Source organism: Streptomyces sp. NBC_00829 (genome assembly GCF_045161795.1).
Taxonomy (GTDB): Bacteria; Actinomycetota; Actinomycetes; order Streptomycetales; family Streptomycetaceae; genus Streptomyces.
This window is the reverse complement of the sequence record NZ_CP108867.1, coordinates 6,804,237-6,823,479: the sequence shown is the minus strand read 5'-3', so window position 1 is coordinate 6,823,479 and position 19,243 is coordinate 6,804,237. Positions and strand designations below refer to the sequence as shown.

At 70.9% G+C, this 19,243-nt stretch carries 16 protein-coding genes; 1 reads left to right on the top strand and 15 read right to left on the bottom strand.

Annotated elements, in window-relative coordinates:
• Window positions 1-30: 30 nt before the first annotated feature.
• Both OG293_RS30550 and fmt read right to left on the bottom strand, forming a co-directional pair.
• Entirely contained in the window at window positions 31-1,464 is a 1,434-nt protein-coding gene (locus tag OG293_RS30550; RefSeq protein ID WP_406001994.1) for an RsmB/NOP family class I SAM-dependent RNA methyltransferase, read from the bottom strand.
• A 32-nt stretch (window positions 1,465-1,496) separates the two neighbouring features.
• Entirely contained in the window at window positions 1,497-2,441 is a 945-nt protein-coding gene (gene fmt, locus OG293_RS30545; RefSeq protein ID WP_406001993.1) for a methionyl-tRNA formyltransferase, read from the bottom strand.
• A gap of 249 nt (window positions 2,442-2,690) precedes the next feature.
• Here fmt and OG293_RS30540 point away from each other — a divergent pair, with 249 nt between their 5' ends.
• Window positions 2,691-3,227, top strand: a complete 537-nt coding sequence (locus OG293_RS30540; protein ID WP_406001992.1) for a hypothetical protein — start codon at window positions 2,691-2,693, stop codon at window positions 3,225-3,227.
• A 185-nt stretch (window positions 3,228-3,412) separates the two neighbouring features.
• Here the strand turns inward: OG293_RS30540 and OG293_RS30535 are convergent, their stop codons facing one another.
• The 13 genes from OG293_RS30535 to OG293_RS30475 all read right to left on the bottom strand — a co-directional run bounded on the left by OG293_RS30535 (window position 3,413) and on the right by OG293_RS30475 (window position 19,235).
• Window positions 3,413-5,557, bottom strand: coding sequence for a primosomal protein N' (locus OG293_RS30535; RefSeq protein WP_406001991.1), 2,145 nt, complete (start codon window positions 5,555-5,557; stop codon window positions 3,413-3,415).
• 122 nt (window positions 5,558-5,679) lie between these two features.
• Complete coding sequence (gene metK / locus OG293_RS30530; RefSeq protein ID WP_406001990.1) at window positions 5,680-6,888, bottom strand: methionine adenosyltransferase; 1,209 nt, start codon at window positions 6,886-6,888, stop codon at window positions 5,680-5,682.
• A gap of 242 nt (window positions 6,889-7,130) precedes the next feature.
• On the bottom strand, window positions 7,131-8,333 hold the full coding sequence (gene coaBC / locus OG293_RS30525; RefSeq protein WP_406001989.1) for a bifunctional phosphopantothenoylcysteine decarboxylase/phosphopantothenate--cysteine ligase CoaBC: 1,203 nt from the start codon (window positions 8,331-8,333) through the stop codon (window positions 7,131-7,133).
• A 91-nt stretch (window positions 8,334-8,424) separates the two neighbouring features.
• On the bottom strand, window positions 8,425-8,697 hold the full coding sequence (gene rpoZ / locus OG293_RS30520) for a DNA-directed RNA polymerase subunit omega (protein WP_005319902.1): 273 nt from the start codon (window positions 8,695-8,697) through the stop codon (window positions 8,425-8,427).
• A gap of 42 nt (window positions 8,698-8,739) precedes the next feature.
• Complete coding sequence (gene gmk, locus OG293_RS30515; RefSeq protein ID WP_406001988.1) at window positions 8,740-9,303, bottom strand: guanylate kinase; 564 nt, start codon at window positions 9,301-9,303, stop codon at window positions 8,740-8,742.
• A gap of 38 nt (window positions 9,304-9,341) precedes the next feature.
• Window positions 9,342-9,665, bottom strand: coding sequence for an integration host factor (locus OG293_RS30510; protein WP_003956414.1), 324 nt, complete (start codon window positions 9,663-9,665; stop codon window positions 9,342-9,344).
• A 281-nt stretch (window positions 9,666-9,946) separates the two neighbouring features.
• On the bottom strand, window positions 9,947-10,789 hold the full coding sequence (pyrF, locus tag OG293_RS30505; protein WP_406001987.1) for an orotidine-5'-phosphate decarboxylase: 843 nt from the start codon (window positions 10,787-10,789) through the stop codon (window positions 9,947-9,949).
• A 1-nt stretch (window position 10,790) separates the two neighbouring features.
• Window positions 10,791-11,894, bottom strand: coding sequence for a quinone-dependent dihydroorotate dehydrogenase (locus tag OG293_RS30500; protein WP_406001986.1), 1,104 nt, complete (start codon window positions 11,892-11,894; stop codon window positions 10,791-10,793).
• 53 nt (window positions 11,895-11,947) lie between these two features.
• Window positions 11,948-15,256, bottom strand: a complete 3,309-nt coding sequence (gene carB / locus OG293_RS30495) for a carbamoyl-phosphate synthase large subunit (RefSeq protein WP_406001985.1) — start codon at window positions 15,254-15,256, stop codon at window positions 11,948-11,950.
• A complete protein-coding gene (carA, locus tag OG293_RS30490) occupies window positions 15,249-16,400 on the bottom strand; it encodes a glutamine-hydrolyzing carbamoyl-phosphate synthase small subunit (RefSeq protein ID WP_406001984.1) in 1,152 nt (383 codons plus the stop codon). The genes carB and carA overlap by 8 nt, the downstream gene beginning before the upstream one ends.
• Entirely contained in the window at window positions 16,397-16,963 is a 567-nt protein-coding gene (locus tag OG293_RS30485; protein ID WP_406001983.1) for a hypothetical protein, read from the bottom strand. Before OG293_RS30485 ends, carA begins: the two co-directional genes overlap by 4 nt.
• The gene (locus tag OG293_RS30480) at window positions 16,960-18,246 is read right to left on the bottom strand and encodes a dihydroorotase (protein ID WP_406001982.1); all 1,287 of its coding nucleotides are present in this window, start codon (window positions 18,244-18,246) and stop codon (window positions 16,960-16,962) included. The genes OG293_RS30485 and OG293_RS30480 overlap by 4 nt, the downstream gene beginning before the upstream one ends.
• 2 nt (window positions 18,247-18,248) lie before the next feature.
• Complete coding sequence (locus OG293_RS30475) at window positions 18,249-19,235, bottom strand: aspartate carbamoyltransferase catalytic subunit (protein WP_406003761.1); 987 nt, start codon at window positions 19,233-19,235, stop codon at window positions 18,249-18,251.
• Between the last annotated feature and the right edge of the window lie 8 nt (window positions 19,236-19,243).

Below are 19,243 nucleotides of genomic sequence, written 5' to 3'. Positions count from 1 at the left end.
GGGTACGCGGCCCGCACCCGGTACAGCGCGTCAGGCCGTCCGGCGCAGCAGCGCGAGGTACATCGCGTCCGTGCCGTGCAGATGCGGCCACAGCTGTACGTCGGGACCGTCGCCCAGCGCCGGGACACCCGGCATCAGCGGCCTGGCGTCCAGCAGTTCCGCCTCGGCCGCCGGGCCCCCACGGCCCCTCAGCACGTCGTCGACGACCACGCGGGTCTCCGCCAGATGCGGCGAGCACGTCGCGTACCCGACCACGCCCCCGACCCGTACCGCGTTCAACGCCTCTCGCAGCAGGCCGCGTTGGAGCGGCGCAAAACCCTCCAGGTCCTCGGGGCGGCGGCGCCAGCGTGCCTCCGGGCGCCGGCGCAGCGCGCCGAGACCCGAGCACGGCACATCGACAAGGACCCGGTCGAAGGAGCCGGGACGCCAGGGAGGGCGGGTGCCGTCCGCGGCGATGACCTGGTACGGCCCCGGGTTGCCGGCGAGCGCCCGCTCGACCAGCCGGGCGCGGTGCGGCTGCTTCTCTGAGGCCAGCAGCGAAGCGCCCCGCTGCGCGGCGAGCGCGGCCAGCAGCGCGGCCTTGCCACCGGGACCGGCGCAGCCGTCGAGCCAGCGCTCGTCGGCGCCGTCCAGCGGGGCATTGGCGAGGGCGATGGCGACGAGCTGGCTGCCCTCGTCCTGGACGCCGGCCCTGCCTTCGCGCACAGCGTCGATGGCGCCGGGTTCTCCTCCCTCGGCGAGGCGCACGGCATACGGGGACCAACGGCCCGGCAGTACGGACTCCTCGCCCAGCACGTCGAGCAGTTCCGCGGCCGTCGAGCGGCCCGGACGGGCGACGAGGGTCACCTCGGGCCGCTCGTTGTCGGCCTCCAGCAGGTCCTCGATCCCGGCGCGGCCACCGCCCAGCGCGTCCCACAGCGCGGAGACGACCCACCGCGGATGCGAGTGCACCACGGCGAGATGGTCCTCGGCGTCCTCGTCGTACGCCGGAGCGACCCGCGCCAGCCATGCGTCCAGATCGTCCTGCGAGATCTTGCGCAGCACGGCGTTGACGAACCTCGCCCGCCCGTCGCCGAGCACCACCCGCGCCAGTTCCACGCTCGCCGAGACCGCCGCGTGCGTGGGGATCCGCGTCCCGAGCAACTGGTGGGCACCGAGGGCGAGCACATCGAGCACCGGCGGATCGACCTCGCGCAGCGGCCGGTCGATGCACGCCGAGATGATCGCGTCGTAGGTGCCCTGGCGGCGCAGCGTGCCGTACACCAGCTCGGTGGCGAGCGCCGCGTCCCGCGCGTCGAAGTCGTCCTTCTCGCGTGCCTTCTTCAGCAGGGGCGGCAGCACGAGATTGGCGTACGCGTCCCTCTCGTCGACGGCCCGCAGCGCCTCGAAGGCGAGAATCCGCACCGGATCCTTCTTGGGGCGGCGGTACGGCTTGGGGGGACGGCGACGTGCCTGCTCGTTCAAAGGTGCTCCGCGATCGTCTGGGTCGAACGCACTCAGCCTACGTCCGCGGTGCCCACGTGCTCGCCCGGGGCGATCCGCACCCCGCGCGCCCAGTCCGCCGCCCGCATCGGCTTCTTGCCCTGAGGCTGGACCCAGAGGAGTTCGACGGCGTGCGATCCGGTGCCCACGTGGACGGTGTTCTTGCCCGCCGAGAGCTCACCGGGCGCGAGTTCCGTGCGGTCCGGCACCAGCGCCGCCTGGATCAGCTTGAGGCGCTCTCCGCGAAAGAGCGTCCAGGCGCCGGGGGCGGGGGTACAGCCGCGGACGACGCGGTCGACGCGCAGCGCCGGTGTCCGGAAGTCCACATGCGCGTCCTCGACGCGGATCTTCGGCGCGAGCGAGATGCCATCGGCGGGCTGCGGCACGGCGCCGAGGGTGCCGTCCTCGATTCCGTCCATGGTGGCGGAGAGCAGCCCGGCACCCGCGAAGGCGAGCCGGGTGAGGAGGTCGCCGCTGGTGTCGGTGGACCGTACATGCTCGGTGATCACGCCGTACAGGGGACCGGAGTCGAGGCCCTCCTCGATCAGGAAGGTCGCCGCGCCCGTCATGTCGTCCCCGGCGAGGATCGCGTGCTGGACGGGGGCCGCGCCCCGCCAGGCGGGCAGCAGCGAGAAGTGCAGATTGACCCAGCCGCGCGCCGGAATGTCGAGGGCGGCCTTGGGGAGCAGCGCGCCGTAGGCGACGACGGGGCAGCAGTCCGGGGCGATCTCGCGCAGCCGCTCCAGGAACGCCTCGTCCCGGGGTCTGGCCGGCTTCAGCACCTCGATACCGGCTTCCTCGGCGCGCTGGGCGACCGGGCTGGCCACGAGGTGCCGTCCGCGGCCGGCCGGAGCGTCGGGCCGGGTGACGACGGCGGCCACTTCGTGCCGGCCGGAGGCGATCAGGGCGTCCAGGGACGGTACGGCGACCTCGGGGGTGCCTGCGAAGACGAGCTTCATCGGTGGCTGACTGCCTCTCAGGCTGGTACGGCTGATAGCTGCTGGTACGTGCGGTGCGAGCAGCACACCAGTCTATGGGGCGGGGCGGCAGGGGGCGTACGGAGCACTGTGCGCCCCGCGCATATGCGCATACGCCCCCGCAGCGTGACCACATCACCGGCTGGAGCGTTGGTCAAGAGAGATTGACCGAAGCGGGCCGCCCCGGATGCGGCCCGACCCCTTTTCAACGCCGGTTCGAGAGGCTTGTCAATGGCCGACCACGCAACCCACGACGCCCAAGCCCGGGCAAGTCTGCACCTGTTGGTGCGGGATATCGAGCGGGTCCGCCGGCAGGTGGACGCATTGCGCACGCTCACCGCCCAGCTGGGCAATGTCTACCGACCGCGCCGCTCCGGCCCGTCCACGGGCTTCGTCGTCTACGGCAGGGCACCCGCCCCGACCGTCCGTCTCGCGCAGGAGCTGCGGGACAGCGTCGAGACACTGGTGACCGCGGCGGTGGACTTCGACCGTTCGCTGGGCTTCTCGTGGGACGCGGTCGGATCGGCCCTCGGGGTCACCAAGCAGGCGGTGCACCGCCGTTACGGCGCGCGCAGGGCCGCTCAGCAGGCGGGCGCCGCCGAGGTGGACCACAGTGCGGAGACGGCGACGACCCGCACCCTGTCGGTGGGCCCGAGCCTGCCGGCGGTCCCCGCCGCCCGGACGATGCCGCCGCAGCCGACGGCCACCAGCCACTCCCTCCGCGAGGAGGCCCGCCCAAGCGCCTTCCCCGGCCCGCGCAACGGCTGACCTTCCCACGGCTGCCCCTGCCCCTCGCGGGCGGGGGCAGTCGCCATGTGCACGGACGTCTCGCGCACGGACGTCCAGCGTCCGGACGTCCAATGGCCGGACGCCCAATGGCCGGACGTCCGTGTCCGGGCGTCTGCGCCCGGCGTCGTGTGTACGCAGGCCGCCCTGCCGGACGACCGCGGGACTCAGCCGATGTCCAGCGGGTCGACCCTGATCCGCACCTGATCGGTGTTCCCACGTGCCGTCCGGGCCGCCTGCGCGGACTTCAGCGCGGCTGCGAGTGCCGCCCCGCTGCCCGGCGGCACTCGCAGCAGCACCCGCTCCCAGGACTCGCCCACCGGAGGGTCACCCGGCCTGCGGGGCCTGCCCGGGTCCGTGACCGGCAGCGGGACAGGGCCCAGCACCTCGACGTCCGGCGGCAGTCCGGCACCGGCCACGAACGCGGCTATCGCCTCCGCCCGCCCGGTCACCGACGCCATCCGCGACACGGGCGGGAAGCCGAGCTCCGCCCGCTCGGCGAGCTCGCGCTGTGCGTGCCCGACCGGGTCCCAGCGGACCAGCGCCTGCACAGGACGCAGGGTGGGCTCGGCGACGATCACCACTGTGCCGCCCTCGCTCTGGCCGCGCACCAGCGCCGCCGCGTCCGTCCAGCGGCGCAGCGCGTCCTCACCGGCCCGCAGATCCGGCCGTCCCAGCATCGCCCAGCCGTCGAGCAGCAGCGCCGCGGCGTATCCGCCGTCGGCGACGGGCTCGGCGCCCGGCGTGCTCACCACCACCGCGGGCCGCGCGGGAACCGTGTCCAGCACATGGTCCCGGCCCGATGTGCGCACCGGGACGGCGGGGAAGGCCCGGCCCAGCTCCTCGGCCGTGCGGCGGGCACCGACGACCCTGGCGCGCAGTCGTGTGCTCCCGCACTCGGCGCAGTGCCAGTCCGGCGCACCGCGCCCGCACCAGGCACACCGCAGATCCCGCTCGTCCGGTGCCTGGAGCGGGCCGGCGCAGTGGCGGCACCGGGCGGGCGTACGGCAATGTTCGCAGGCGAGCCTTGGCACATAGCCGCGCCGGGGCACCTGGACCAGGACCGGCCCGCTCTTCAGACCCTCCCGGACGGTCTGCCAGGCCAGACTCGGCAGACGCGCCGCGCGCGCGGCCTCGTCCCTGGCCAGCTCCCCGTCCCCGACGGTCCGCACCAGGGGTGCGGCCCTGCGCACCTGGTCACGATCGGCGATCAGCGGCAGGGCCCAGCCGCTCTCGACGAGCTGGGCGGCCTCGACGGTGCAGCTCGTACTGCCCAGCAGAAAGCCGCACCTCTCATGCGCGGCCCGCAGTTCCAGCACCTCGCGGACATGCGGGAACGGTGCGTTCTCATCGCTGTGGCTGGAGTCGCCGTCGTCCCAGAGGGCGACCAGCCCCAGCTCCCGCACGGGCGCGAACATGGCGGCTCTCGTCCCGACGACCGCCCGGACCGATCCCCGCCGCACGGCGAGCCACTCGCGGTAGCGCTTCTCGGGCCCGGAGTCGGCGGTGAGCAGGGCATGGCGCCCGTCCCCCAGCAGAGCGGTGAGCGCGGCGTCGACCCGTGCCGCGCGCCGCCCGTCGGGCACGACGACGAGCGCGCCCCGCCCGGAGCCGAGCGTCGCCGCGACGGCCCGTGCCAGCTCGTCCGGCCACCCGGGCCCCGGCAGAGCCGTCCACACGGCCCTCGGCGCCCCGCCCCCGGCGAGCGCCTCCAGGAACGCCGCCCCTCGGCCGTACCTCGCCCAGCTTCCCGCCTCCGGCGCGGGGGGCGACGGCAGCGGCTCGGGCGACGGCTTCGCCTCGGCCCGTCCGTTCCTCGGCGGGACGGCGAGCTGCAGCACGTCCGCGAGGCTCCCCGCATACCGATCGGCGACCGCGCGCGCCAACGCGAGGGTCTCCGGGCTGAGCACCGGTTCCGGAGAGACGACGGAGGCGAGCGCGGCGAGCGCTCCGCCGTAGTCGGTCTCTGCGCGCCTCTCGACGAGGAACCCGTCGATCAGCCCACCACCCTCGCGACGCCCCTCCCGCACGCGGTGCGCACCGGCCCCGAACCGCACCCGCACCCGGACACCGGGCTGCGCGTCCGCATCCAGCTCCTCGGGCACGGCGTAGTCGAAGTACTGGTCGAGATGGAGCACGCCCTTGTTGACCAGCACCCGCGCCACGGGCAGCTCCTTGGCGAGCGCGGCCCCACGCCAGGTCCGCGGCTTGGCCCGCGGCACCTTGGCCCGGCGCACGGTCTCCCGGATGAGCGCGAGCTGCTCCGGCGGCTCGGGCGCCGCAGGCTCGGCGTTCTCGTTCTCGCTGCTCACAGCCAAATTCCTACCAGATGCCACTGACACCGCGGCACGCCCGATACGGCCGGGCCAAAGCCGAGGCCCGGCATCCCCGTGCGGGATGCCGGGCCTCGGAGAGAGCCGCAGGAACCGGGGAACTACAGGCCGACGGCCTTGCGCAGGGACTCGACACGGTCCGTGCGCTCCCATGTGAAGTCGGACAGCTCACGGCCGAAGTGGCCGTACGCCGCGGTCTGAGCGTAGATCGGGCGCAGCAGGTCGAGGTCGCGGATGATCGCGGCCGGTCGGAGGTCGAAGACCTCCGCGATGGCCTGCTCGATCCTGTCGACGTCCACCGTGGCGGTGCCGAAGGTCTCGATGAAGAGACCGACCGGCTCCGCCTTGCCGATCGCGTACGCGACCTGGACCTCGCAGCGAGCGGCGAGTCCGGCGGCGACGACGTTCTTGGCGACCCAGCGCATCGCGTAGGCGGCCGAACGGTCCACCTTGGACGGGTCCTTGCCCGAGAAGGCGCCGCCGCCGTGGCGGGCCATGCCGCCGTACGTGTCAATGATGATCTTGCGCCCGGTGAGGCCGGCGTCGCCCATCGGGCCACCGATCTCGAAACGTCCGGTCGGGTTGACCAGCAGGCGGTAGCCGTCCGTGTCGAGCTTGATGCCGTCGTCGATCAGCTGCTTGAGCACATGCTCGACGACGAACTCACGGATGTCGGGCGCGAGCAGCGAGTCCAGGTCGATGTCGGACGCGTGCTGCGAGGAGACGACCACGGTGTCCAGGCGCACGGCCTTGTCGCCGTCGTACTCGATGGTGACCTGGGTCTTGCCGTCGGGGCGCAGGTAGGGGATGGTCCCGTTCTTGCGGACCTCGGAGAGACGGCGGGAGAGCCGGTGCGCCAGGTGGATCGGCAGCGGCATCAGCTCGGGGGTCTCGTCACAGGCGTAGCCGAACATCAGGCCCTGGTCGCCCGCACCCTGCTTGTCGAGCTCGTCCTCGTCGCCCTCGACACGCTTCTCGTACGCCGTGTCGACACCCTGCGCGATGTCCGGCGACTGGGCGCCGATGGAGACCGAGACGCCGCAGGACGCGCCGTCGAAGCCCTTCTTCGAGGAGTCGTAGCCGATCTCGAGGATCTTGTTGCGCACGAGCGTGGCGATGTCTGCGTACGCCTTGGTGGTCACCTCTCCGGCGACGTGCACCAGACCAGTGGTGATCAAGGTCTCCACGGCGACCCGGGACGTCGGGTCCTCCCGCAGAAGGGCGTCGAGAATCGTGTCGCTGATCTGGTCAGCGATCTTGTCGGGGTGACCCTCGGTCACGGACTCCGAGGTGAACAGACGACGGGACACAATGCTCCCTGGGGTTGCAGCGGCTGCTGGCTGATCATTGGCGGACCGGCCGGGGGCTGCGCCCCGCGACGTTCCATGACCAGTTTATCTGTCGCCCTCCGCCACCGGTCCACCCGTCTCGCACCGTGGGAGCCGTGTGACCTGCGTTCCGGCGTCGGACTGTAGAACGATAGACCCCCACGCTGGGTCGATATGCCGGATTTCACACGTTTTCATCCGCCTGCTGGGGCGAAACCAAGAATTCATCCCAGCCGTGGCGCGACCAGATCCCACACAGTGTCCGCAAGAGACTCCTTGGGCCCGTACGGTACGGGCGTCTCGCCGCCGTCGGCCGCCAGGACCACGGCCTCGTTCTCCTCGGAGCCGAAGGTCATGCGCTCCCCCACCTCATTGACGACCAGCAGGTCACAGCCCTTGCGGCGGAGCTTTTCGCGGCCGTTGGCGAGGACGTCGTCCGTCTCGGCGGCGAAGCCGACGATCACCTGGCCCGCACGGGCCCGTTCGGCTGAAATCTCGGCAAGGATGTCCGGATTACGCACCAGCTCGACGGGCGCGGGCTCCTGTCCGTCCTTCTTCTTGATCTTGCCGGCGGCGTACGAGGCGGGGCGGAAGTCCGCCACGGCCGCGGCCATCACCACGGCGTCGGCGTCCGCCGCGGCCTTGAGGACGGCCTCACGCAGCTGGACGGCCGTGCCCACATGGACGACGTCGACACCCGCCGGGTCCGGGATGCCGGTGTTGGCCTCGACCAGTGTCACCCGGGCGCCACGGGCAGCGGCGGTGCGGGCCAGGGCGTATCCCTGCTTCCCGGAGGAACGGTTCCCCAGGTAACGCACGGGGTCCAGCGGCTCCCGTGTGCCGCCGGCGCTCACGACCACATGACGGCCGACGAGGTCCGGCGCGGCCACGCCCCGGGCGAGCACCCGGCGGCAGACCTCGAAGATCTCGGCAGGCTCGGGCAGCCGCCCCTTGCCGGTGTCCACCCCGGTGAGCCGGCCGACCGCGGGCTCGACGACGAGCGCCCCTCTGCGGCGCAGCGTGGCCACGTTCTCCTGGGTGGCGGGGTGCTCCCACATCTCGGTGTGCATGGCGGGCGCGAAGACCACGGGACAGCGGGCCGTCAGCAGCGTATTGGTGAGGAGGTCGTCGGCGAGGCCGTGGGCGGCCTTGGCGAGCATGTCGGCGGTGGCGGGGGCGACGACGACAAGATCGGCGTTCTGCCCGATCCTTACGTGCGGAACCTCGTGCACGCCGGACCAGACCTCGGTCGACACGGGGTGGCCGGAGAGCGCCGACCAGGTCGCCGCCCCGACGAAGTGCAGCGCCGACTCCGTCGGCACCACCCGTACGTCGTGACCGGACTCCGTCAGCCTCCGCAGCAGCTCGCACGCCTTGTACGCGGCGATGCCTCCGCTGACCCCCAGCACGACCTTGGGCTTGTCCACCGTCTCTCCCCGGACTCGGAAACGTACGACTCCATGACACACCACAGGCCCGGCGGTCGCGCCGCCGGGCCTGTGGTGAGATACGAAAACGCTACTGAGCCGGGCCCTCAATGGCCTCCGAGGTCAGCAGACCCGCGTTGATCTCACGCAGGGCGATCGAGAGCGGCTTCTCGTGGACGTGGGTGTCCACCAGCGGACCGACGTACTCAAGCAGACCCTCGCCGAGCTGCGAGTAGTACGCGTTGATCTGCCGCGCGCGCTTGGCCGCGTAGATCACGAGGCTGTACTTCGAGTCGGTGGCCTCGAGCAGCTCGTCGATCGGCGGGTTGATGATGCCCTCGGGCGCAGTGATGGAAGAGGACACTCTCTAGCCTTCCGAAGAACTTGCAAAATGATCGGACATAGATCAAACAACTGCCATCAAGGCTAGCAGCTCACGCGCCACGTCCTCGACGGAGGTGTTGACCAGGGTGGTGTCGAACTCCGACTCCGCGGCCAGCTCCACCTTGGCGACCGTCAGACGGCGCTCGATCACCTCGGCCGACTCGGTGCCCCGGCCGGTCAGTCGACGCACCAGCTCGTCCCAGCTCGGCGGCGCCAGGAAGACCAGCTGCGAATCCGGCATGGATTCCTTGACCTGCCGGGCGCCCTGGAGGTCGATCTCCAGCAGGACGGGCTCACCCGCCTCCAGGCGGTCGAGCACCGCACGCCGCGGCGTGCCGTAGCGATTGCCCGCGAACTCGGCCCATTCCAGCAGCTCGCCGTTGGCGATCAGCTTGTCGAACTCATCGTCGCTGACGAAGAAATACTGAACGCCGTGACGCTCGCCGGGGCGCGGCTTTCGTGTGGTGGCCGACACCGAGAGCCATACCTCGGGGTGGACCTTGCGCATATGGGCGACGACCGTGCTCTTGCCGACCCCGGAAGGGCCGGAGAGCACGGTCAGCCGCGGACGTACCTCTGCTGCCATGCAGCGATTATCCAGGTTCCCGGGAGTGCCCGAGAACGTCAGGCGGGGCCGCCGCCGAACTCGCGCTCAAGAGAGGCGATCTGGTTGGAGCCGAGGCCGCGCACACGACGGCTCTCGGAGATGCCGAGCCGCTCCATGATCTGCTTGGCGCGGACCTTGCCCACGCCCGGCAGGGACTCAAGGAGAGCGGAGACCTTCATCTTGCCGATGACGTCGTTCTCCTGACCCTGCTTGATGACCTCATGGAGCGAGGCGCCGGAGTGCTTGAGTCGATTCTTGACCTCGGCCCGCTCCCGGCGAGCCGCGGCGGCCTTTTCGAGCGCGGCTGCGCGCTGTTCAGGGGTAAGGGGCGGAAGAGCCACGCCTACGTCACCTCGGATGTCGAACTGTCGGATACGGACCGGTGAGGAAGCTGGTCGCCCCACACCAGGCGAGCAACGGGCATCGCAGTGCACGTTCACTCTTCGACGGAGACTAGCGGCAGAGGCCGCTCCAGTCAGCGAGAACGGCGGAAAAGTCCTGGTCAGCATCGGCCGACCAGGACATTTGCGACATATCAACCAAGATTTCGGCCGAGAATCTGTGAAGGTGGTCGGTGCATCCGTTTTTCAAGAACCCACTGACCAGAGGTTCAGCCCGGGGATCAGACCCCCGAGACCGCCGATCGCACGTCGTCCGCGAAACGTGCCGCCGCGTCCCGCAGGGCCGACGCGTCCGGACCGTGCTTGAGCACACCCCGGCTGACGTTCGGCACGACATTGCGTACGGCTCGGCCGAAGACGCCCGGAAGGTCCGCCGGGGTCGCGCCCTGCGCTCCGATGCCGGGCGCGAGCAGCGGGCCGTTGATGTCCAGGTCGAACGACGAGAGATCGCCGAGGGTGGCGCCCACGACCGCTCCGAAGGACCCCATGGGCTTCTCGCCCGCGTTCTCCTCGGCGAGATGCCCGAGCATCGTCGCGGCGACGCTGCGGCCGTCCTCCCGCACCGCACGCTGGACCTCGGCGCCCTCGGGGTTGGAGGTCAGCGCGAGCACGAACAGCCCCGCGCCGCTCTCCCGCGCCATCTCGACGGCCGGCCCGAGCGAGCCGTATCCGAGGTACGGCGAGACCGTCAGCGCGTCCGAGAACAACGGCGAGTCCTTGCGCAGGAAGGTCTCGGCGTACGCGGTCATCGTCGATCCGATGTCGCCGCGCTTGGCGTCCATGACGACCAGGCCGCCCGCCTCCCGCAGGTCGGCGACGGCCTGCTCCAGGACGGCGATGCCGCGGGAGCCGAACCGCTCGAAGAAGGCGCTCTGCGGCTTGAAGACCGCGACCTGATCGGCCAGGGACTCCACCACCGTGCGCGTGAAGCGTTCCAGACCCGCGATGTCGTCGTTCAGGCCCCAGGCGGTCAGCAGGGAGGCGTGCGGGTCGATGCCCACGCAGAGCGGGCCTCGGGTGTCCATGGCGTGGCGCAGGCGTGCGCCGAAGGGTGCGAGAGTCACTTCAGGCCTTTCGGGTGTCGGCGCCGACGGCTTCGGCGAGAGTCGCGTAGGGGGAGGCGGAGAGCCGGGCCGCGAGCCCCTTGTGGATCGAGCGGGCGTAGAACGGGCCCTCGTAGATGAACGCGCTGTACCCCTGGACGAGGGTGGCGCCCGCCAGAATGCGCTGCCAGGCGTCCTCGGCGCTCTCGACGCCCCCGACACCCACCAGGGTGATCCGGTCGCCCACGCGCGCGTACAGCCGCCTGAGGACCTCCAGGGAGCGCTGTTTGACGGGCGCGCCGGACAGGCCGCCGGTCTCCTTGATCAGCTCGGGCGAGGACTTCAGCCCGAGGCCCTCCCGCGCGATGGTGGTGTTGGTGGCGATGATGCCGTCCAGACCCAGCTCCAGGGCCAGGTCGGCGACCGCGTCGACGTCCTCGTCCGCGAGATCGGGCGCGATCTTGACCAGGAGCGGGACACGCCGGCCGGTGACGCTGCGGTCGGCCGCCTCGCGTACGGCGGTGAGCAACGGGCGCAGTGACTCGGTGGCCTGGAGGTTGCGCAGCCCGGGGGTGTTCGGCGAGGAGACGTTGACGACCAGGTAGTCGGCGTGTCGGGCGAGCCGCTCGGTCGACTTCACGTAGTCGGCTGCCGCGTCCGCCTCCGGGACCACCTTGGTCTTGCCGATGTTGACGCCCACGACGGTGTTGAACACCGGCACGCGCGCGTGGAGGCGGGCGGCGACCGCTGCGGAGCCGTCGTTGTTGAACCCCATGCGGTTGATCAGCGCGCGGTCGGGCACCAGCCGGAAGAGTCGCTTCTTGGGGTTGCCGGGCTGTGCCTCGCCGGTGACCGTGCCGATCTCGACGTGGTCGAAGCCGAGCATCGACATGCCGTCGATGGCGACGGCGTTCTTGTCGAAGCCGGCGGCGAGGCCGAACGGGCCGTGCATCCGCAGACCGAGCGCCTCGGTGCGCAGCTCCTTGTGGCGGGGGGCGAGGACCGCGGCGAGGAAGGTGCGCAGCACGGGGACGCGGGCGGCGGCACGGATCCAGCGGAAGGCCAGGTGGTGCGCCTGCTCGGGGTCCATCCGCTTGAAGACGAGATCGAAGAAGAACTTGTACATGTGGGTCCTCACGAAGAGGGGGACACCGTTTCCGGTGTCCCCCTCGCCGTTTGCTAGTCGCGGGCCGCGGTCAGGTGTTCCGCGTGTTCCTGGAGCGAGCGGACACCCACGTCGCCGCGGTTGAGCGCGTCGATGCCCTGGACGGCGGCGGCGAGCGCCTGGACCGTCGTCAGGCACGGTACGGAGCGCGCCACGGCCGCCGTACGGATCTCGTAGCCGTCGAGACGGCCGCCGGTGCCGTACGGGGTGTTGACGATGAGGTCGACGTCGCCGTCGTGGATGAGCTGGACGATGGTCCGCTCTCCGTCGGGGCCCGTGCCCTCGCTCTGCTTGCGCACGATCGTGGCGTTGATGCCGTTGCGCTTGAGCACCTCGGCCGTGCCGGAGGTGGCGAGCAGTTCGAAGCCGTGCGCGACCAGTTCGCGCGCCGGGAAGATCATCGAGCGCTTGTCGCGGTTGGCGACGGAGATGAACGCGCGGCCCTTGGTCGGCAGCGGGCCGTACGCGCCCGCCTGGGACTTGGCGTACGCGGTGCCGAACACCGTGTCGATGCCCATGACCTCGCCGGTGGAGCGCATCTCCGGGCCGAGGACGGTGTCGACGCCGCGGCCGTGGATGTCGCGGAAGCGCGACCACGGCATCACGGCCTCCTTGACGGAGATCGGCGCGTCCATCGGGAGCGTGCCGCCGTCGCCGTTGCTCGGGAGCAGGCCCTCGGCGCGCAGCTCGGCGATGGTCGCGCCCAGGGAGATGCGGGCTGCGGCCTTCGCGAGCGGCACGGCGGTCGCCTTCGAGGTGAAGGGGACGGTCCGCGAGGCGCGCGGGTTGGCCTCCAGGACGTACAGGATGTCCCCGGCCATCGCGAACTGGATGTTGATCAGTCCGCGCACGCCGACGCCCTTGGCGATGGCTTCCGTGGAGGCCCGAAGCCGCTTGATGTCGAAACCGCCGAGGGTGATGGGCGGCAGCGCGCAGGCCGAGTCGCCGGAGTGGATACCGGCCTCCTCGATGTGCTCCATGACGCCGCCGAGGTAGAGCTCGGTGCCGTCGTAGAGCGCGTCGACGTCGATCTCGATGGCGTCGTCGAGGAAGCGGTCGACCAGGACCGGCCGGGTGGGGCTGATCTCGGTGGACTCGGCGATGTACGCCTCCAGGCGCGTCTCGTCGTAGACGATCTCCATGCCCCGCCCGCCCAGGACATACGACGGGCGTACGAGGACGGGGTAGCCGATCTCGTCGGCGATGGCCTTGGCCCCGGCGAAGGTGGTCGCGGTGCCGTGCTTGGGGGCCGGGAGTCCGGCCTCGGCGAGCACCTGGCCGAAGGCGCCCCGGTCCTCGGCCGAGTGGATGGCCTCGGGCGAGGTGCCGACGATCGGCACGCCGTTGTCCTTGAGCGCCTGGGCGAGACCCAGCGGGGTCTGGCCGCCGAGCTGGACGATGACACCGGCGATCGGCCCGGCCAGCGACTCGGCGTGGACGATCTCCAGGACGTCCTCCAGGGTGAGCGGCTCGAAGTAGAGCCGGTCGGAGGTGTCGTAGTCGGTGGAGACGGTCTCCGGGTTGCAGTTGACCATGACGGTCTCGTAGCCGGCGTCACTGAGCGCGAAGGAGGCGTGGACGCACGAGTAGTCGAACTCGATGCCCTGGCCGATGCGGTTCGGGCCCGAGCCGAGGATGATCACGGCGGCCTTCTCGCGCGGCGCGACCTCGCTCTCCTCGTCGTAGGAGGAGTAGAAGTACGGCGTCCTGGCGGCGAATTCCGCGGCGCAGGTGTCGACCGTCTTGTAGACCGGGCGGATGCCGAGCGCGTGCCGGACCTCGCGGACGACGTCCTCGCGCAGCCCGCGGATCTCGGCGATCTGGGCGTCGGAGAAGCCGTGGCGCTTGGCCTCCGCGAGCAGCTCGGGGCCGAGCTTCTCGGCGGCGGCGAGCTCGTCGGCGTGCTCCTTGATCAGGAACAGCTGGTCGACGAACCAGGGGTCGATCTTCGTGGCCTCGAAGATCTCCTCGGGCGTGGCGCCCGCGCGGACGGCCTGCATGACGGTGTTGATCCGGCCGTCGGTGGGGACCTTGGCGGTGACCAGCAGCTCGGCCTTGTCGCCCGGGTCGCCGGTGAAGGAGAACTGCGAGCCCTTCTTCTCCAGGGAGCGCAGCGCCTTCTGGAGCGCCTCGGTGAAGTTCCGGCCGATCGCCATGGCCTCGCCCACCGACTTCATGGTGGTGGTGAGGGTGGCGTCGGCGGAGGGGAACTTCTCGAAGGCGAAGCGCGGCACCTTGACGACGACGTAGTCGAGCGTGGGCTCGAAGGACGCCGGGGTCTTCTCGGTGATGTCGTTGGGGATCTCGTCGAGGGTGTAGCCGACGGCGAGCCGCGCGGCGATCTTGGCGATCGGGAAGCCGGTGGCCTTCGACGCGAGAGCGGAGGAGCGCGAGACGCGCGGGTTCATCTCGATGACGATGATCCGGCCGTCGTCCGGGTTGACGGCGAACTGGATGTTGCAGCCGCCGGTGTCGACGCCGACCTCGCGGATGATCGCGATACCGACGTCACGCAGCCGCTGGTATTCGCGGTCGGTGAGCGTCATCGCGGGGGCGACGGTGATGGAGTCGCCGGTGTGCACGCCCATCGGGTCGAAGTTCTCGATGGAACAGACGACCACGACGTTGTCGTGCCTGTCGCGCATCAGCTCCAGCTCGTACTCCTTCCAGCCGAGGATGGACTCCTCCAGGAGCACCTCGGTGGTCGGGGAGAGCGTGAGGCCCTGTCCGGCGATCCTGCGCAGCTCGTCCTCGTCGTGGGCGAAGCCGGAGCCGGCGCCGCCCATGGTGAAGGACGGGCGGACGACGACGGGGTAGCCGCCGAGCTCGTCGACACCCTTGATGACGTCGTCCATGGAGTGGCAGATGACCGAGCGGGCGGACTCGCCATGGCCGATCTTGGCGCGGACGGCCTCGACCACGCCCTTGAACAGGTCGCGGTCCTCGCCCTTGTTGATGGCCTCGACGTTGGCGCCGATGAGCTCGACGCCGTACTTGTCCAGCACCCCCTGCTCGTGCATGGAGATCGCGGTGTTGAGCGCGGTCTGACCGCCGAGGGTGGGCAGCAGCGCGTCCGGGCGCTCCTTGGCGATGATCTTCTCGACGAACTCCGGCGTGATCGGCTCGACGTAGGTCGCGTCGGCGATCTCCGGGTCGGTCATGATCGTGGCCGGGTTGGAGTTCACCAGGATGACGCGCAGGCCCTCGGACTTGAGGACGCGGCAGGCCTGGGTGCCGGAGTAGTCGAACTCGGCGGCCTGGCCGATGACGATCGGGCCGGAGCCGATGACCAGGACGGACTGGATATCGGAGCGCTTAGGCACGCTGGCCCTCCATCAGGGTTGTGAAGCGGTCGAAGAGGTACGCGGCATCGTGCGGGCCGGCGGCCGCCTCGGGGTGGTACTGGACGCTGAAGGCCGGCTGGTCGAGCAGCCGCAGGCCCTCGACCACGTTGTCGTTGAGACAGACGTGGGAGACCTCGGCGCGCCCGTAGGGCGTGTCGGAGACCTTGTCGAGCGGAGCGTCGACGGCGAATCCGTGGTTGTGCGCGGTGACCTCGACCTTGCCGGTCGAGCGGTCCTGTACGGGCTGGTTGATGCCCCGGTGGCCGTACTTCAGCTTGTACGTTCCGAAGCCGAGCGAGCGGCCGAGGAGCTGGTTGCCGAAGCAGATGCCGAAGAGCGGGGTCTTGCGCTCCAGTACGGCCTTGATGAGCGTGAGGTCGGCGGTGGCCGGGTCGCCGGGGCCGTTGGAGAGGAACACGCCGTCGGGCTCGACCGCGTACACCTCCTCGACCGTGGCGGTGGCGGGCAGGACGTGCACCTCGATGCCGCGTTCGGCCATCAGGTGCGGGGTCATCCCCTTGATGCCGAGGTCGATGGCGGCGACGGTGAACTTCTTGGTCCCTGTGGCCGGGACGACGTACGTCTCGGTGGTGGCCACCTCGGCGGAGAGGTTCGCGCCCTTCATCTGCGGGGCTTCCTGCACCCGGGCGAGGAGCGCCGCGTCGTCGGCGAGGGCGTCGCCCGAGAAGATGCCGACGCGCATCGCGCCGCGCTCGCGCAGATGGCGGGTGAGGGCGCGGGTGTCGATGCCGCTGATGCCGACGACGCCCTGGGCGGTGAGCTCGTCGTCGAGTGAACGGCGGGAGCGCCAGTTGGAGGGAACCCGTGCGGGGTCGCGGACCACGTAACCGGCGACCCAGATCCGGCGGGACTCGTCGTCCTCGTCGTTCACACCGGTGTTGCCGACGTGGGGGGCGGTCATCACGACGACCTGGCGGTGGTACGACGGGTCGGTCAGGGTCTCCTGGTAGCCGGTCATACCGGTGTTGAAGACCGCCTCGCCGAAGGTCTCCCCCACGGCCCCGTAGGCGCGGCCACGGAAGGTGCGGCCGTCCTCCAGGACGAGTACGGCAGCAGACGCCCCCTTCCTCTGCGAGGCGTTCCCCGGATTGGAGGTCGTCATCGTGCGCCTTCCGTCGTGCTGTTCGTGTTCAGGTTGTTGATCGCCTCGACCCAGGCGGCGTGCTCGGCCGCGTGGTCGGAGCGGAAACCGGAGTCGATCTGCTTGCCGCCGTGCTCCCAGGTGACGACCAGCAGCCCGCCCTCGGCGAGGACCTTGCCCGCGATGCCCTTGTCGAGCCTGGCACCGCGCAGCGCCGGCCCGGGGACGAAGAAGTCCTGCGCCCCGGGGCGTACCACCGCGAGGCCCTCGTCCGTGAGGGTGAGCTCGACCCGGCTGCGGGTCCCGAGCCCGTGGGCCACGATCCGGTCGAGCCACTGTCCGGCCGTGGTCGAGCCGTGGTAGCGGCCCCCCAGCTTCAGTTTCGCCTCGCCCGGCGAGTCGGGCACGGCAGGCAGCGCGGGCAGGTCGGACTGGAGGCTGATACGCCACTTCCATCCCTGGCGCATCAGCCAGTAGACGAAGGCGATGAAGAGCAGCAGTCCGACGACCCAGCCGGCGCGGGCGGCCCAGTCGGTGACCTCCGCCGACTTCTGTTCGGCGGCGAGGTGGAGAGGAGTTGTCACGCGAGCTTCCCGTCGACGACCGTGGCGCGGCCCCGCAGGAAGGTGTGGGTGACGCGTCCCGGCAGCTCACGACCCTCGTAGGGGGTGTTGCGGCTGCGGGAGGCGAAGCCCGCGGGGTCCACTGCTCCACGGTATGCCGGATCGACGAGGGTGAGGTTCGCGGGCTCACCAGCCGAGACGGGTCGTCCGTGGCCTTCGAGACGGGCGATCTGCGCGGGGCGGAAGGACATCCGGTCGGCGACGCCCGCCCAGTCGATGAGGCCGGTGTCGACCATCGTCTGCTGCACGACGGACAGGGCGGTCTCCAGGCCGACCATGCCCATGGCGGCTGCGGCCCACTCGCAGTCCTTGTCCTCGTGCGGGTGGGGCGCGTGGTCGGTGGCGACGCAGTCGATGGTGCCGTCGGCGAGGGCCTCGCGCAGTGCGAGCACGTCGGCCTCGGTGCGCAGCGGCGGGTTGACCTTGTAGACGGGGTTGTAGGTACGCACCAGCTCGTCGGTCAGGAGCAGGTGGTGCGGGGTGACCTCGGCGGTGACGTCCCAGCCCTTGGACTTGGCCCAGCGGACGATCTCGACGGAGCCGGCGGTGGAGAGGTGGCAGATGTGCACGCGGGAGCCGACGTGGGCGGCGAGGAGGACATCGCGGGCGATGATCGACTCCTCGGCGACGGCAGGCCAGCCGCCGAGGCCGAGCTCGGCGGAGACGACACCTTCGTTCATCTGGGCGCCCTCGGTGAGGCGGGGCTCCTGGGCGTGCTGGGCGACGACTCCGTCGAAAGCCTTCACGTACTCGAGCGCGCGGCGCATGATCACGGCGTCGTCGACGCATTTGCCGTCGTCGGAGAAGACCTTCACTCCAGCGGCGGAGTCGTGCATCGCGCCGAGCTCGGCGAGCTTCTTGCCCTCCAGGCCCACGGTGACCGCGCCGACGGGCTGGACGTCGCAGTAGCCGGACTCCTTGCCGAGTCGGTAGACCTGCTCGACCACACCGGCCGTGTCGGCGACCGGGAAGGTGTTGGCCATGGCGTGCACTGCGGTGAAGCCGCCCACGGCAGCTGCCTTGGTGCCGGTCAGGACCGTCTCGGAGTCCTCGCGGCCGGGCTCGCGCAGATGGGTGTGGAGATCCACGAGACCGGGCAGCAGGACCTGTCCCCCGGCCTCGATGACGGTGGCGCCCTCCGCGCTCAGGCCCGTGCCGACCTCGGCGATGGTCTCGCCGTCGATCAGGACGTCCTGGGCCTCGCCGCCCAGCACCTTCGCGCCGCGAATAAGGATCTTGCTCATGGTTACTTGTTCTCCTCGGTGCGCGCGTGGGTGGGGCTGACTGCGGGCTCGTTGCCGCCCAGAAGCAGGTAGAGCACGGCCATACGGGTCGAGACGCCGTTGGCGACCTGCTCGACGGCCGTGCAGCGATCGGAGTCGGCGACCTGGGCGGTGATCTCCATGCCGCGATTCATCGGGCCGGGGTGCATGACGATGGCGTGCTCGGGCATCCGCGCCATGCGGTCGCCGTCCAGGCCGTAGCGGCGCGAGTACTCCCGCTCGGTGGGGAAGAACGCGGCGTTCATCCGCTCGCGCTGCACCCGCAGCATCATCACGGCGTCGGACTTCGGCAGCACCTCGTCGAGGTCGTACGACACCTCGCAGGGCCATTCCTCGACGCCGATGGGGACCAGGGTCGGCGGGGCGACCAGGGTGACCTGGGCGCCGAGGGTGTTGAGCAGCAGGACGTTGGAGCGGGCGACGCGGCTGTGCAGGATGTCGCCGACGACCGTGATGCGGCGGCCGTCGAGCCCGCGCCCGATCCCGGCGTCCGCGCCGACCAGGCGGCGGCGCATGGTGAACGCGTCGAGGAGGGCCTGGGTGGGGTGCTCGTGGGTGCCGTCACCGGCGTTGACGACCGCTCCGTCGATCCAGCCCGAGGTGGCGAGGCGGTAGGGGGCACCGGAGGCGCCGTGCCGGATGACGACGGCGTCCGCGCCCATCGCCTCCAGGGTCAGCGCGGTGTCCTTGAGCGACTCGCCCTTGGAGACCGAGGAGCCCTTGGCGGAGAAGTTGATGACATCGGCGGACAGGCGCTTGGCGGCTGCCTCGAAGGAGATCCGGGTGCGCGTCGAGTCCTCGAAGAAGAGGTTGACGACGGTACGGCCGCGCAGGGTGGGCAGCTTCTTGATCGGCCGGTCGGCGACCCGGGCCATCTCCTCGGCGGTGTCGAGGATCAGCACGGCGTCGTCGCGGGTGAGGTCTGCGGCCGAGATGAGGTGGCGCTTCATCTGGGTGT

Excerpts from the sequence above, each read along its gene's own strand:
- fmt (WP_406001993.1), bottom strand. The coding sequence starts at position 2,441 with ATGAAGCTCGTCTTCGCAGGCACCCCCGAGGTCGCCGTACCGTCCCTG.
- OG293_RS30540 (WP_406001992.1), top strand. The coding sequence starts at position 2,691 with ATGGCCGACCACGCAACCCACGACGCCCAAGCCCGGGCAAGTCTGCAC.
- gmk (WP_406001988.1), bottom strand. The coding sequence starts at position 9,303 with ATGGCAGCAGAGGTACGTCCGCGGCTGACCGTGCTCTCCGGCCCTTCC.
- OG293_RS30500 (WP_406001986.1), bottom strand. The coding sequence starts at position 11,894 with ATGTACAAGTTCTTCTTCGATCTCGTCTTCAAGCGGATGGACCCCGAG.
- carA (WP_406001984.1), bottom strand. The coding sequence starts at position 16,400 with ATGACGACCTCCAATCCGGGGAACGCCTCGCAGAGGAAGGGGGCGTCT.
- OG293_RS30480 (WP_406001982.1), bottom strand. The coding sequence starts at position 18,246 with ATGAGCAAGATCCTTATTCGCGGCGCGAAGGTGCTGGGCGGCGAGGCC.
- OG293_RS30475 (WP_406003761.1), bottom strand. The coding sequence starts at position 19,235 with ATGAAGCGCCACCTCATCTCGGCCGCAGACCTCACCCGCGACGACGCC.